The sequence below is a fragment of the Ruegeria sp. A3M17 genome (assembly GCF_003318255.1).
GTDB lineage: Bacteria > Pseudomonadota > Alphaproteobacteria > Rhodobacterales > Rhodobacteraceae > Ruegeria.
Map to the genome: position 1 here is coordinate 138,427 of NZ_QOCF01000014.1, position 14,277 is coordinate 152,703.

Sequence of the window (14,277 nt, forward strand, 5' to 3'; positions counted from 1 at the left end):
GTATGTCCCGATCAAACGCACCGGAGTGCCAGAACATGCCTGTTTTCCTCGACGCGACATCGCCTGAATTCGAGACCACATTCAAAACACTATTGTCCGCCAAGCGCGAGGACAGCCCGGATGTGGATGCCGTCGTCGCCGGGATTATCGATGACGTGCGGAACCGTGGCGATGCGGCGGTGATCGAGCTGACCGCCAAGTTTGACCGGTTGGAGCTGACATCCGAAACATTGGCCTTCAGCGCCGAACAGATCACCGAGGCTGTGGATCAGGTCTCGGCCGAAGATCGGGCCGCGCTGGAATTGGCTGCTGCCCGTATCCGGGCCTATCACGAAAGGCAGATGCCTGAGGATCACGCGTGGACCGATGAAACAGGCGCAACGCTGGGGTGGCGCTGGTCTGCTGTGTCGGCTGCCGGTCTCTATGTGCCGGGTGGGCTGGCATCTTATCCGTCATCAGTGCTGATGAACGCAATCCCGGCCAAGGTTGCCGGGGTCGAGCGTCTTGCCATCGCAGTGCCAACGCCGGACGGGCAGGTGAACCCGCTGGTCCTGCTGGCGGCGCGGCTTTCCGGTGTGGACACGGTCTATCGTGTTGGCGGTGCACAGGCGATTGCCGCACTGGCCTATGGCACGGACAGTATCGCGCCCGTCGACAAGATCACCGGACCGGGCAACGCCTTTGTCGCCGCCGCCAAGCGCCGCGTGTTCGGGAAGGTTGGCATCGACATGATTGCCGGCCCGTCCGAGATTCTGGTGATTGCCGACAAGGATAATGATCCCGACTGGATCGCGTTGGATCTGCTTAGCCAAGCAGAACATGACGAAAGCGCGCAGTCGATTCTGATTACAGATGACGCCGGGTTTGGGCAGGCTGTCGCCAAAGCCGTCGCCAAACGCCTTGAAACCCTGCAACGCCGCGCAATCGCGGGGGCCAGCTGGCGTGATTTCGGCGCGATCATCACCGTGCGTGATTTGGACGAGGCAGCAGCATTGTCGAACCGCATCGCGCCCGAACACCTTGAGCTGTGCGTGGCTGACCCGGTGGCGCTGAGCGCCAAGACCGTCCACGCTGGCGCGATCTTCCTGGGCCAGTACACGCCCGAGGCCATTGGAGACTATGTTGGCGGCCCCAACCACGTGCTGCCGACGGCCCGTTCGGCCCGTTTCTCCTCTGGTCTCAGTGTGATGGATTTCCTCAAGCGCACGACACTCAGCCAAATGACACCAGAAGCCCTGCGTGCGATCGGACCAGCAGCTGAGCAACTGGCGCATTCCGAAAGCCTTGAGGCGCATGGGCTGTCTGTCACGGCGCGGCTGAAGCGCCTGAATGGCTGAAGGTTTATGGCTATGGGGTCACACTTGCTGTGAACCTGTATTGGTTTTCAGGGATAGGTCTTGAAACAAATGGGTGTTCAACGGCGCCCTAGCCGCAAGACGACCCGGCACAAAGGAGCCAGACTTGGAACGCGTGGCAACACTCTGGATCGGCAAACGGTTTAGTTTTCTGGAGCATTTGTGCCTGAAGTCCTTCGCGGATGTGGATCAGAAGCCGATCGTCTACCACTATGGCGACCTCGAGGATATTCCGGATTACATCGAGGCGCGCGACGCACGCGAAATTTTTGAAACGTCCGAGATTTACCGCGACCCGGTCGCCCGATCCGTTGCCGTTCATGCGGATCTGTTCCGTCTGAAGCTTATGCAGGATACTGACTACATCTGGGTGGATGCCGATGCTTACGCAAACAGACCATTCGAGACCAACCAAGGTTACTTGTTTCCAAAGGCGAATTTGAAACGCCGACGTATGATGAATGGTGTTGTTGCCTTGCCAAGCGACAGTCCGGCCTTGAAAAAAATGTGTGATTTCGCTTTCGACAGTGACCTTGTTCCGCCCTGGTGGGCAGAGGATCGGCGAAAGAGCTACATCGACATATTCGGCAGATCAACTGTCTGGAGTTTACCGCTTTCGACCTTTGGGCCACCTTTGTTCTTTCACTACATCTATGATACGCCGGAACATGATATGTGTTCTGCCCGCGCAGAGCTTTATGCGATCCCTCTCAGGTACAGAAAGTACTGGAATGATCCGGATATGTCGGCGCTCGAGTTTCTGGACTGGCAGAATAAGATGTCCGTGCATTTCTTTGGATCTTGGTTTCGGAAGATTTTTATGGATCGTGAAATCGCCAAAGGCTCACTTGTCGACACATTGTTGTTGAAGCACGGAATTGACCCTTCGGATCACCCTTTGTAGCGAGTTTGTCAGGAATTGGTCCGTGTGCGTTGCCCATTCAATTTTGTTGCTATAAGTCTGTGCCGACCTGAACGGACCAAGCCTTATGACTCGTATCTCGCACATCGAACTAGACGACCAAAACCTGCCTCCACCGACCCCCGAGATCGAGCAGGAGCGTAAGGTTGCTATCTATGATCTGCTGGAAGAAAACAGCTTTGCGCTGCCGGTGCGCGATGACCGAGTCGCGCCTGATGGACCATACCGTGTGCAGCTGTCGATCCGCGACAAACGGCTGGTCTTCGACATCGCCACCGAGGCCGAGGAGAAGGCAGCAGAATTTCACCTGTCGCTGGGGCCGTTCCGGCAGGTGGTCAAAGATTATTTTCAGATCTGCGAAAGCTATTTCAACGCGGTGAAAACTCTGCCGCCCAGCCAGATCGAAACCATCGATATGGCCCGTCGCGGCATCCACAACGAAGGCAGCCGCGTCTTGCAGGAGCGACTTGAAGGTAAGGCCGACATAGATACCGATACGGCACGTCGCCTGTTCACGCTGATCTGCGTGCTGCATTTCGGGGGCTGACGCGTGAAGCCTTTACCGCAGTCGGTCCTGTTTTGTTGCGACCATAACGCGGTTCGGTCTCCTATGGCCGAAGGGCTCATGAAAAAGTTCTACGGCACCGGCACTTACGTACAGTCCGCCGGTGTACGAAATGACCTTGAGATTGACGGGTTCTGCATCGCGGTCTGTCAGGAGGTCGGCGTTGAACTGTCCCGCCATCGGTCACGCTCGTTTGATGAAATGCAGGAATGGGGTGACGACCTCAGCTCGTTCGACCTGATCGTTGCGTTGTCTCCGGCCAGTCAGCGCCAGGCGCTGGAATTGACGCGCATTTTTCACCTGGATGTCGATTATTGGCCAATAATGGACCCTACCGGACTGGGCGAAAGCCGCGCAAACAAGTTAATTCACTACCGACAGACCCGCGACCAGATCATTCAGCATCTCAAAGGCCGCTGGGGCGAACCTACGGAGTGACCATGAACCAGACCGTCAAAACCTATTTCGACGCCTTCAACGCCGGTGACGTCGACGGCATGCTGGCTTGCCTGTCAGATGACGTAGCGCATCACGTGAACGAAGGCCAGATCCGCACCGGTAAGGAAAAATTTGCAGCCTTTTGCGCCCATATGAACCGCTGCTACAAGGAACACCTAACGGATATCGTGGTGTTTGAGGCCGCAGGCGGTACCCGCGCTGCGGCAGAGTTCACTGTGAACGGCACCTATCTGCAGACGGATGAGGGTTTGCCCGAAGCCCGCGGTCAGACCTATCGCTTGCCCGCCGGGTCGTTCTTTGACCTGAAAGACGGTAAAATTACCCGCGTCACCACATTCTACAACCTCGCTGACTGGACCAAGCAGGTCTCGAATGGCTGAGGTCACAGCTGTCCGTCCCCTGACCGGGGCGGCGCTGACGGATGCCTTGGACGATGTGGCGCGTTTGCGGATCCAGGTGTTTCGGGCGTGGCCGTATCTGTATGACGGCGACATCGATTACGAGCGGAAGTACCTGCAATCTTACCGTGACAGCGACAAAGCGGTCGTTGTTGGAGCGTTCGATGGTGACCGCCTGATAGGCGCTTCGACCGGTGCCCCTTTGACCGACCACGCTGAAGATTTCGCCGCCGCCTTTGAAGGCTCGGGTCTGGACCTGGCCAAAATCTTCTATTGTGCCGAATCCGTCCTTTTGTCGGATTATCGGGGACAGGGCGTTGGCCACACTTTCTTTGACCTTCGCGAGGCACATGCACGCAAGCTGGGTTACAGAAAATGCGCCTTTTGCAGTGTGAGGCACCCCGCCGAGCACCCGATGCGGCCAAACAACTACCACCCTTTGGATGACTTCTGGTGCGCGCGGGGATATGAACGGATGCCTGGTGTGATCGCGCAGTTTTCGTGGAAGGATATTGGCGAAGAGGGCGAGACAGTAAAGCCACTGCAGTTTTGGATGCGGGATTTGTAGATGGTTTTCGTCTGCTCTGCGGACAAATCTGTCTTTTGCTGGGCTTGCGCCTTGCCTTAGTCGAGCCTGAACCCGATTTTCATAGCGACCTGGAAGTGACCAACTTCACCTTCCGTTATGTGACCTCGGATATCCGAAACTTCGAACCAATCAAGGTTTTTAACTGTCTCAGCCGCCTTTGAGATACCCGACCGGATAGCCGCATCAATGGATTCCGTTGACGTGCCGACGACATCGATTTTCTTGTATGTAGCATTCGTCATTTTCATTTTCCCTAAGCTGAACTGGATTATTGGATGCATTCTTGATGGCCCCTCGGAACCTACCCTCACGCTCTTTCATCTCTGCCAAGACATCAACTGAATCTGTCACTTGCAGACTGACAGTTCGTTGAATGCTGACATCCCAGCACTTAAAAATGGATTGAGCGCCGGTTCATCGGCCAACAATGACGGTTTCGTTGGCCGCCCATTTCCGACTAGAGCAAGCTTTGGCAGTCGTTCATGCATTCGACGGTTCGGGGTCGTAGCGGAAGAGGTCGTTCAAAACCCAAGGTGTCAGGATGGGGCTATACAGCCCACAATCGCACATTTAAATATCGCCAGAGATTGGACCGCAAGGAAAGCCCATGAAAGTCGCTACCGCCGCCTATAACCTCGATTGGCTCGACAGCTGGGGGCAGTATGAGGACAAGCTGGACCGCTGGGTCTCAGGCGCCGCGAGGCAGGGGGCGGAACTACTGGTTTTTCCTGAATACGGCGCGATGGAACTGTCGACCCTTGACGGAGCTGAGGTGGCAGGTGATCTGGAGCGTTCGATCCACGCAGTCTCGGATCGGATGGAGGATGTAAGAAACCTGCACCAGCGCCTCGCGCAGGAATATAAGTCGTACATTCTGGGCGCATCGGCCCCGGTTGTGGATGGCCCTGGTCGACCTGTGAACCGGGCTTCATTCTATGCCCCAGATGGCAAACAGGACCACCAGGACAAACAGATCATGACCCGGTTCGAACGCGAGTCGTGGGATATTGCCCCTGGCGGCCCGCTGAAACTGTTCGATACTGCGCTGGGCAAAATTGGGGTGCTGATCTGTTACGATAGTGAGTTCCCACTATTGGGTCGTGCTCTTAGCGAGGCAGACCTTATCCTTGTCCCCTCCTGCACCGAGGCGTTGTCAGGCTATTGGCGGGTACGTATCGGCGCGATGTCCAGAGCATTGGAAAATCAATGCGTTACGGTGATGTCGTCCCTGGTGAGCACTAATGAATGGTCCGAAGCCGTTGATATGAACACCGGCACTGGCGGTGTATTTGGTCCACCGGACAAGGGCTTTCCCGCGACTGGAGTGCTGGCCGAAGGCACCCTGAACAAACCCGGCTGGACTTATGCTGAGGTCGACATGTCGGCCATCGCCGGTGTGCGTTCCGATGGCCATGTCCTCAACCGAACTCATTGGGATGAGCAATTACCCCGAGTCGATTCGGTCACAATATCCGCCCTATAGGTGATTCCGCCCTTGAAATAGGGCCAAAATAGGCTCATTTAAGCGCACATCCCTGCAGATTCTGCGGGTGCAACTTAAATATGGAGACAACATGGCCAAGGAAGATACGCTCGAATTTCCCGGTGTCGTGAAGGAACTCCTGCCTAATGCGACGTTTCGGGTCGAGCTGGAAAACGGCCATGAGATCATCGCACATACGGCAGGCAAGATGCGCAAGAACCGCATCCGTGTTCTGGCCGGCGACAAAGTTCAGGTCGAGATGACCCCCTATGATCTGACCAAGGGTCGGATCAACTACCGCTTCAAGTAACGCCTGCCGCAATGGCGTTTATCTTAGGATCGGGCAGCCCAAGGCGGTTGGACCTGTTGGCCCAACTTGGCGTGCAGCCCGATGCCATCCGTGCACCCGACATTGATGAAACGCCGCTGAAAGGTGAGCTGCCGGTGCCCTATTGCAATCGCATTACGCGGGCAAAAGTGCAGGCGGTACAGGCCGATGGCGACGATGTAACTCTTTGCGCGGATACCACGGTCGCACTGGGCCGCCGTATTCTGGGAAAACCGGAAGACGCGGGCCAGGCGGCTGAATTCCTGCATGCTTTGTCCGGTCGGCGGCACCGCGTAATCACCTCGGTCGCTGTACGGCGCGGAGACCGCGTTCTGCAACGTGATGTGGTGTCTCAGGTCAAGGTCAAACGTCTGTCAGACGTTGAAATCAACGCTTACCTGGCGACCGGAGACTGGCAGGGCAAAGCAGGCGCCTACGCCATTCAAGGCCCCGCCGGGGCTTTCATCCCATGGATTTCCGGTTCGTTTACCGGCATCGTGGGGCTCCCCCTGTCCGAGACCGCCGCGCTTTTGCAAGGCATCGGCTATCCCCTGTATCGTGAGGCATCATGAAGGGTCGAACCATCGTTCTGGATCACATCGAAAACCGCGAAGCTGCCGCCTTTATGGTCGATGGTCAGCTGGACGATTTCCTGGTTGCAGCTGACGCGCCCGCGCCGGGTACGATTTACCGTGCCCGTGCCGACCGACCGGTCAAAGGGCAGGGTGGCATGTTCCTGACCACGCCTGATGGTCCGGCCTTTTTACGGCAGGTCAAAGGGCTCGCACCCGGTGCCCTGATGTTGGTTCAGGTGACGGGCTATGCCGAACCCGGTAAGGCGCTGCCAGTGACCGATCGGGTTCTGTTCAAAAGCCGCTATGCGATCGTCACGCCTGATGCGCCCGGTTTGAATATCTCACGTTCCATCCACGACGAAGATGAGCGTGACCGCCTACTTGAGATTGCTCATGAAAGCATGGAGGGCAGCAGCCATGGCCTGATCCTGAGATCCTGTTGTGAGGGCGAAGGCGCGGCTGAAATCGCCGAAGATATCGGCGCGATGCTGGCCCATGCGGATCAGGTTTTGAACGATCCGGGAACCGAGCCCGACCTGCTGCTGGAAGGTGACAGACCCCATGTTCTTGCCTGGCGCGACTGGACCGACCCGGCTGAGGTTGTGACACAGCCGGGCAGTTTCGAAACGCATGGCGTATTGGACGCATTGGACGTGGCGCGTGGTATTTCTGAGCCACTGCCCGGAGGGGGCCACCTATATATTCAGCCCACCCGGGCCTTGGTCGCTGTGGATGTCAACACCGGGTCCGATACGTCGATGGCGGCCGGAATCAAGGCCAATTTCGCCTGTGCCAAAGGGCTTGCCCGTGCATTGCGCGTTCGCGGTCTAGGGGGGCAAATCACTCTGGATCTGGCACCAATGCCTAAAAAGGATCGCCGTGGGTTCGAGGCTTCTCTGCGCGCTGCGTTGAAGGCGGATTCGATCGAAACCACGCTGGCAGGCTGGACCCCTCTTGGCCACTACGAACTGCAGCGCAAACGCGGCCGTATCCCATTGTCGGAAGTGTTGAAATGAGCTGCCCGATCTGCGCAGAAAAGTCTGTAACCGAGTTTCGGCCATTCTGTTCGAGACGTTGTGCTGATATTGATCTGGCCAAGTGGCTGAACGGGTCCTACGCGGTTCCATCGCAGCGGGAAGAGGACGTTGAAACCGAAGTTTCCGACCCCGAAGCAGAGCAACAACGTCCACATTGAAAAAATGTGAAAAAGCCTCTGGACACTGCCTGTAGCAAGTCATAGAAGGCCTCCACCCAACGGCAAACGCCGTACCCGTGCCCGGGTAGCTCAGGGGTAGAGCAGTGGATTGAAAATCCTCGTGTCGGTGGTTCGATTCCGCCCCCGGGCACCACTTTCTCTGGTAAGGTTTTGGTTTCACACCAGCTTTTGACAGCAGACTGAAACCGCAGACCAGTTCATCAAAATACACCTTCGTGAACGGCGGTTTTTTACTTCGGCCACCACAAAAGACACGGCTATACATTGCCAGCGACACCCGTTAAGAGGCACTCTTTAACCTTGGAAGATGCGCTGATTGCAATACCGCAAGGCACGTATCCCCCGGCTGATACAAAGAACACCACCGTGAAACAGACCATCGCAGATGCGCTTGCCCGCAAGGGTTACGATACTTTGACACAAGTCCAGCAGGCCGCGACACAGCCCGACCTGGAAGGGCGCGATATGTTGGTGTCGGCGCAAACCGGATCGGGAAAAACCATCGGGTTTGGGTTGGCGATTGCACCACAGTTGCTGGGCGAAGATGAGACGTTCGGGGCGTCCGGCGCGCCGTTGGCTTTGGTGGTTGCACCTACGCGGGAACTGGCCATGCAGGTCAAGCGTGAATTGAGCTGGCTATACTCTGATGCCGGCGCGTTTCTGGCCTCGTGCGTCGGTGGCATGGATATGCGTGATGAACGCCGGGCTTTGGCGCGAGGGGCGCATATTGTTGTCGCAACGCCGGGTCGACTGCGCGATCATATCATGCGTGGTTCCATTGATCTGACCGCGATCCGGGCCGTTGTTCTGGATGAAGCCGATGAAATGCTGGACCTTGGATTTCGCGAGGATCTTGAGTTCATCCTGGATGAAACCCCGGCAGAGCGACAAACGTTGTTGTTCTCAGCAACTGTGCCGCGCGCCATTGCCAGTCTGGCAACGCGTTATCAGCGCGATGCCGAGCGGGTGAGCACTGTCAGCGAGAAAACCCAACATGCCGATATCGAATATCGTGCGATGATGGTGGCGCCGCGGGACGGGGATAACGCGATCATCAATGCATTGCGGTATTACGAAGCTCCCAATGCTATCGTTTTCTGTAACACCCGTGCGATGGTGTCACGACTGACCACGCGGCTTTCCAACCGCGGATTTTCTGTGGTGGCACTGTCTGGTGAGCTGACGCAGAGTGAACGCTCTAACGCGTTGCAGTCGATGCGTGATGGGCGTGCGAGGGTATGTGTGGCGACAGATGTCGCGGCGCGCGGGATTGATTTGCCCAACCTCGATCTGGTGATCCATGCCGAGTTGCCCAACAGTCACGAGACGCTTTTGCATCGTTCGGGACGCACGGGCCGGGCCGGGCGAAAGGGCGTTAGCGCCCTGGTGGTCGAGCCGTCGTCGCGGAAAAAGGCCGAGCGTATTCTGAAGTTCGCAAAACTCACGGCGGATTGGGGCGTCGCCCCGTCGTCGGATGAGGTGAACGAACGGGATCAGACGCGGATGCTCGCCTCGGACGACTGGCAAGTTGAAGTTACCGAAAGCGAACAGGACGCGGTTAAGCACCTAGTTGAAAAATTTACCCCTGAGCAAATAGCAGCAGCGTATCTCCGTCAGTATAAATTGCGCCACTCAGCACCGGAAGAGTTGGCCCCGGTGACGGCGGACCGCCCCAAACCCCGCGCTGCCTTTGGTCCGAGCGTCTGGTTTTCATTGTCGGAAGGCCACAACCAAAACGCATCGCCGCGCCATTTGCTGCCGATGATCTGTAAGGCCGGCGATCTGACCAAAGACGATATCGGCGCGATCCGGATTGCCGATGATGTGTCTTACGTCGAGATCCGCGAAGCCAGTGTTGTGGGCTTTCTGGCGGCAGTTGGACCTGGTATGAAAATCGAAGGTTCGAAAAACGTTGTACGCTTGGATGGCGCGCCTGACGTGCCAGCGTTTGAGCGTCCAAGATCCAACCGCCCACCCAAGGGTAAACCGCGTCCGCGCAAAGGGGACACCACCCCCGTTGATTGGAACGATGCTCCAACGCCCCGTAACCGCAAACCCAAGCCCGAAGATCGCAAGCCCAAAAATCCTGTGGAACAGCGTTCCAAACCAGCCCGATTCAAAGATTCTGGCTCGGTACAGCGAAAGGACTTGTCAGGGGCAGGCGCAACGGGCGAGGCGGATGTCAAATTCACGGCAACAAGCGCAAAGAAGAAATCCCACAAAGCACCTGCCGGCAAAAGTAAAGACGCGAGCGTAAAGCCTAGCGGTAAACCCACCAAAAGCTCGGCGCCGCCCAAGGGCAAACCCAGCAGCAAGAAGAACCGCGCCCGCGCGGCAGCCGCGAAACCGGGAAAAGGTGGAGACGCATTGCCGAAACGGCGCAAGACATAGCGCTATTCAACGTACCAGGTCGGCCTCGGTAGCGCACCAGCAGTGAATGCGCCGCTGGCGCTCAGCCTTTGTCGTCCACGATTTCCAGTATCCGGTTGCGCTGAATCTTACCCGATGGCCCCTTTGGCAGATCATGCAGAATGTGAACCTCGTCAGGAGATTTGAACCGACCCAGCTTGGTTTTACAAATCTCTAATAGGGTAAGCGGCGTCAGCTCAGACCCTTCCCGGATTTTGACAGCGGCCTCGACGGTTTCGCCATAGCTGCGGCAGGGGCGTGCAAAGGCTGCGGCTTCGACAACGTCGGGGTGGGAATATAGCGCCTCGTCGATCTCACGCGGGGCGATGTTTTCACCACCCTTGATGATCAGCTCTTTCAAGCGGCCGGTGACATAGACGTATCCATCCTCATCCATACGCGCCAGATCGCCGGTGCGAAGCCATCCATCGGCAGTAAAGGTGCCTGCGGTCGCATCTGGATCCTTAAGGTATTCAAGCATCACATTTGGCCCGCGTATGACCAGCTCGCCCTCGGTTCCGGGCGGGACGGGCTGTTGGTTTGCATCCCGGATCGCGGCGTCGTTTCCATATGCAACGCCTGGCGAGCCGATTTTTCGCACACCCGGCGGAAGTGGGTTCGACAGGATCTGCGCGGCGGTTTCGGTAAGGCCCATGGTTTCGACGATGGAAACATCGAACCGTTCTTCGAAAGCCCGTTGTACGTCCGGTGCCAGCGCGGATGAGGCAGAGCGCCCGAACCGCAACCGCTGACGGGTTTGGCTGTCCGGATTGGTGTCGGATTGCAGCAGATGAGAGATGATGGTCGGGACAACCGAAAACCACGTAGCACTGGTTTTTCCAAGGTTCTCCCAGAACCGGCTGGCCGAAAACCGCTCGCACATAGCCAGTGACCCGCCCGAAACGAGCGTTCCCATTACAGTCACGCAAAGACCGTTGATGTGATAGATCGGCAAGACGCAGAAACCGCGATCAGTGTCGGTCAGTTCATGTGCGACAGCGGTAGTCCAGCCGCCGGCCAAAAGGCTGGAATGGGTATGAACGACGCCCTTTGGTCTGCCGGTTGTGCCTGAGGTGTACATGAGAAGGGCATGATCTTCGGGCGTCAGGTCGTAAAGCTCGGTATCTGCGTCACCAGCATCGGCGATCTGCAAAGGCTTGGTCACGGCAGGGTCGGCTGTTCGGCCGAACAGCTCGGCTTGATCCGGGTGCACGAAGGCAAAGCGTGCGCCGCTGTGTTCAAGGGCGTAGGCCACGGCACTGTCGCCCGCGACGAGATTGATCATTGTTGCCCGGAATCCGCCATAGAGTACGCCGAACAAGGTGATAAGCGCTTCGCGGCAATTGGGATAGATAAGGGCGACGCTTTCGCCTTGTTGCGCCCCAAGGTTGGTCAACATGCTTGCAACGTTTCTGGCCGAGCCGCGCAGTTCAACCCAGCTCAGATCCTGTGCGCCATCGGGAAAAACAAACCCGGTTCCGCCCTGATCGGCTCTTAGGTCCAGCCAATCGCGGACCGTTCCCTTTGGCGGTTCCATCATTGGCCGGCCTCCCTCCAATATGCGCCGAATACGTCCTCGAGCGCGGGTTCGCGCGGAGCAATTTCGCGCACAATTTTGGTGGTCTGGACAAAATGCCGCCAATGCAGGTTGGTATCAATGGAGTTTCCGCCCCAGCTGCCGCATCCCATGGACAGGGAAAAGGGCATTCCGTTGTTAAAGCTGCCGCCCGTTGCAAAAGTATGTGCCTGGTTCACGATAACCCGGCAGGTGGGGAGCTCTCGGCCCAGGTCAACAGCGCGCGCGTCGTCGCTGGTGTGAATGCCAACCGAATGTCCGGCCCCCTGATGGGCCAGGACGCGCGCTGCGAGGGCTTTGGCGCCCGCATAGTCCGAGGCCCGGTAAAGCGCCAGAACGCGGCTCAGCTTCTCTCCGGACAGGGGATGGTCAGGACCGATCCCATCTGTCTCTACCGCCAGAAACTTCGTGCCTTCGGGCGCTTTGTCTGCCATCCCCAAGGCCTCAAGCATCTTGTCGGCGTCCTGAGCGATCGCTGATCGGTTGAGGTGCCCGTCTGGCCAGAGACGCGCAATGATACCTGCGGCATCGGAAGCGGGGACCAGCGCGCCGCCTTCGGCGGCCATCGCTGCGATAAAGTCGTCATAGACTGCATCCACCACCACAATTGCGTTCTCGGACGAGCAGGAGGTTGCATTGTCAAAACACTTTGACGCCGTGATCTTGGCAGCCGCCGCCGACAGATCGGCGGTTTCATCGACAATCACGATGACATTGCCCGCGCCGACCGCGACGGCGGGTGTGCCGCAGGACTGGGCCCGGTGGACGTTGTTCTGACTGCCGGTGCAGATCACCCGATCCGAGGTCTCCATCAGCCGTTGGGTTTTGGCCTTTGATCCCGGTGCGGGGATCATCTGAACCAGATCCCGATCCAGCCCCAGTTTGTCAAACTCGGCGTGTATGAAGCTTAGCAGCATCTCACAGGATGCCACGCCCTTGGGCGAGGGGGCGACGACGATAGCATTGCCACCCTTGAGAGCATTAATGATGTTGTTGGCCGGTGTTGCGGCCGGATTGGTTGAGGGAACGACCGCGCCTACGACGCCGATCGCACGGGCGATTTCTGTGATGCCTGTTTCAGGATCGTCGCTGATGACCCCAAATGTCTTTGCCTCTGCAATGTCGCGCAGAAGACCCAGAGTTTTGCGGTGGTTTTTGGTGATTTTATCGGGGACATTGCCCAGGCCGGTGGTTTCAACCGCCAGTTCTGCCAGCGCCTGATTGCGCGCGGGTTCCATGATCGCCCAGCCTGCCGCCAGCGCCGCCTTGTCATAGAGCGCCTGACTGCCTGTAGCCTCATAGGCAGCCTGAGCCTTGCGCGCATGTGCCACGATCCGGTCCACTTCGGCGATTTCGGGGGCTATGTCGTTTGGAGCGTTCATTTTGGTCCTCAATTGGTTGTCCGGGACGGGTTCTACCCGCCCCGATTTGGGTCGGTTAAAGACCAGCCAGCAATTCGTTCAGCGTCTGCTGGCGCTGCGCCCACATCTCGATCACTTCGTCACGTGTCATGATGTGCATGGGCGAACCGCCCGCTTCCATCTTCTTGGAAACGCGGGAATTGGCGAACATCTCGGGTACGGTTGCTGCCAGTCTCTCAATCACCTCAGGAGGTGTTCCCTTGGGCACCATCACCCCCCGGAAGTTGACCGAGGAGTTGTCCACGTCCAGCCCCTGTTCCATCATTGTAGGAACATCCGGCAGGAACGTATTGCGCTCAAGATCAGCAACGCCGAGGATCTTCACATTTCCAGCTTCTTGCGCACGGAAGGCGTCGGACAGGTTGTTGATACCGCCCATGACTTCGCCTGCGATGACGGCTTTCATCGCTGCCGCTCCGCCACCTTTGGTCGGGATGTAGGCCATCTTGGTCCCGGCTGCCTTATCGATCTGCAACGCCGCGATGTGGTGGCCCACGAAGAGACCCGCGCCGGATACGGTCAGCTTGCCCGGGTTTTCCTTGGCATAGGCGACAACATCATCCATCGAGTTGAACTCACTGTCAGCACCAACCACGAACACGGCCGGGTCTGCGCCCCAGTTCGCGATGGGTTCAAAGCTGTCGGTCGAATAATCGACGCCACCCTTGATCGACTGGGCGATGAAATGAGGAACGTTGTACGCACCCAGCGTATAGCCGTCCGGATCGGCCTGAGTTGCGAACCAGTTCCAGCCAACGCGCCCACCGGCACCAGGCTTGTTGATGATGGCGATGGGCATTCCCAGCGCATCCTCGTTTCCAGATGTCATGGTGACGATCCGGGCTTGAAAATCGGTCGCGCCTCCGGCTCCGTAACTGACCATCATCATGATCGGCCGTTCTGGATACTCCTCGGCCATTGCCGTGCCCGTCAGGCCCGTCAGAGCCATTGCTGCCCCTGCAATCAATCGTTTCATTTTGC

Annotated in this window: 16 protein-coding genes and 1 tRNA gene; 13 read left to right on the plus strand and 4 right to left on the minus strand. The window is 57.7% G+C overall.

Features of this window, described 5'->3' with window-relative positions:
• Positions 1–35 precede the first annotated feature (35 nt).
• The 6 genes from hisD to DS906_RS08140 all read left to right on the plus strand — a co-directional run bounded on the left by hisD (position 36) and on the right by DS906_RS08140 (position 4,267).
• A complete protein-coding gene (hisD, locus tag DS906_RS08115) occupies positions 36–1,337 on the plus strand; it encodes a histidinol dehydrogenase (RefSeq protein ID WP_113789701.1) in 1,302 nt (433 codons plus the stop codon).
• 124 nt (positions 1,338–1,461) lie between these two features.
• Positions 1,462–2,259 (plus strand): hypothetical protein, encoded by a 798-nt coding sequence (locus DS906_RS08120; RefSeq protein ID WP_147235210.1) that lies wholly within the window; start codon positions 1,462–1,464, stop codon positions 2,257–2,259.
• 85 nt (positions 2,260–2,344) lie between these two features.
• The gene (locus DS906_RS08125) at positions 2,345–2,824 is read left to right on the plus strand and encodes a UPF0262 family protein (RefSeq protein WP_113789703.1); all 480 of its coding nucleotides are present in this window, start codon (positions 2,345–2,347) and stop codon (positions 2,822–2,824) included.
• Between the two features lie 3 nt (positions 2,825–2,827).
• Complete coding sequence (locus tag DS906_RS08130) at positions 2,828–3,280, plus strand: low molecular weight phosphatase family protein (RefSeq protein WP_113789704.1); 453 nt, start codon at positions 2,828–2,830, stop codon at positions 3,278–3,280.
• A 2-nt stretch (positions 3,281–3,282) separates the two neighbouring features.
• Positions 3,283–3,681, plus strand: coding sequence for a ketosteroid isomerase-related protein (locus DS906_RS08135; RefSeq protein WP_113789705.1), 399 nt, complete (start codon positions 3,283–3,285; stop codon positions 3,679–3,681).
• Positions 3,674–4,267 (plus strand): GNAT family N-acetyltransferase, encoded by a 594-nt coding sequence (locus DS906_RS08140; RefSeq protein WP_113789706.1) that lies wholly within the window; start codon positions 3,674–3,676, stop codon positions 4,265–4,267. Before DS906_RS08135 ends, DS906_RS08140 begins: the two co-directional genes overlap by 8 nt.
• Before the next feature lie 56 nt (positions 4,268–4,323).
• Here DS906_RS08140 and DS906_RS08145 read toward each other — a convergent pair whose 3' ends face one another.
• Positions 4,324–4,530, minus strand: coding sequence for a dodecin (locus DS906_RS08145; protein WP_113790015.1), 207 nt, complete (start codon positions 4,528–4,530; stop codon positions 4,324–4,326).
• A gap of 365 nt (positions 4,531–4,895) precedes the next feature.
• Here DS906_RS08145 and DS906_RS08150 point away from each other — a divergent pair, with 365 nt between their 5' ends.
• The 7 genes from DS906_RS08150 to DS906_RS08180 all read left to right on the plus strand — a co-directional run bounded on the left by DS906_RS08150 (position 4,896) and on the right by DS906_RS08180 (position 10,281).
• The gene (locus tag DS906_RS08150) at positions 4,896–5,771 is read left to right on the plus strand and encodes a carbon-nitrogen hydrolase family protein (RefSeq protein WP_113789707.1); all 876 of its coding nucleotides are present in this window, start codon (positions 4,896–4,898) and stop codon (positions 5,769–5,771) included.
• A gap of 91 nt (positions 5,772–5,862) precedes the next feature.
• Positions 5,863–6,081, plus strand: a complete 219-nt coding sequence (infA, locus tag DS906_RS08155) for a translation initiation factor IF-1 (protein ID WP_005978431.1) — start codon at positions 5,863–5,865, stop codon at positions 6,079–6,081.
• Positions 6,082–6,092: 11 nt separating this feature from the next.
• Positions 6,093–6,671 carry a nucleoside triphosphate pyrophosphatase gene (locus DS906_RS08160; RefSeq protein WP_113789708.1) on the plus strand — a complete coding sequence of 193 codons (579 nt, stop codon included), beginning with the start codon at positions 6,093–6,095 and terminating at the stop codon, positions 6,669–6,671.
• Positions 6,668–7,690 carry a ribonuclease E/G gene (locus DS906_RS08165; protein WP_113789709.1) on the plus strand — a complete coding sequence of 341 codons (1,023 nt, stop codon included), beginning with the start codon at positions 6,668–6,670 and terminating at the stop codon, positions 7,688–7,690. Before DS906_RS08160 ends, DS906_RS08165 begins: the two co-directional genes overlap by 4 nt.
• A complete protein-coding gene (locus DS906_RS08170) occupies positions 7,687–7,869 on the plus strand; it encodes a DNA gyrase inhibitor YacG (RefSeq protein ID WP_113789710.1) in 183 nt (60 codons plus the stop codon). Before DS906_RS08165 ends, DS906_RS08170 begins: the two co-directional genes overlap by 4 nt.
• Before the next feature lie 79 nt (positions 7,870–7,948).
• Positions 7,949–8,023: transfer RNA gene (locus tag DS906_RS08175), tRNA-Phe, on the plus strand.
• 233 nt (positions 8,024–8,256) lie between these two features.
• Positions 8,257–10,281: a DEAD/DEAH box helicase gene (locus DS906_RS08180; RefSeq protein ID WP_113790016.1), complete on the plus strand. Its 2,025-nt coding sequence runs from the start codon at positions 8,257–8,259 to the stop codon at positions 10,279–10,281.
• 61 nt (positions 10,282–10,342) lie between these two features.
• On the opposite strand, the gene DS906_RS08185 is transcribed toward DS906_RS08180, so the two are convergent.
• The 3 genes from DS906_RS08185 to DS906_RS08195 are packed head-to-tail and all read right to left on the minus strand — an operon-like array spanning position 10,343 to position 14,272.
• A complete protein-coding gene (locus tag DS906_RS08185) occupies positions 10,343–11,839 on the minus strand; it encodes an AMP-binding protein (protein WP_113789711.1) in 1,497 nt (498 codons plus the stop codon).
• Positions 11,836–13,257: an aldehyde dehydrogenase family protein gene (locus tag DS906_RS08190; protein WP_113789712.1), complete on the minus strand. Its 1,422-nt coding sequence runs from the start codon at positions 13,255–13,257 to the stop codon at positions 11,836–11,838. The genes DS906_RS08185 and DS906_RS08190 overlap by 4 nt, the downstream gene beginning before the upstream one ends.
• A gap of 55 nt (positions 13,258–13,312) precedes the next feature.
• Complete coding sequence (locus tag DS906_RS08195; RefSeq protein ID WP_113789713.1) at positions 13,313–14,272, minus strand: tripartite tricarboxylate transporter substrate binding protein; 960 nt, start codon at positions 14,270–14,272, stop codon at positions 13,313–13,315.
• Positions 14,273–14,277: the final 5 nt, after the last annotated feature.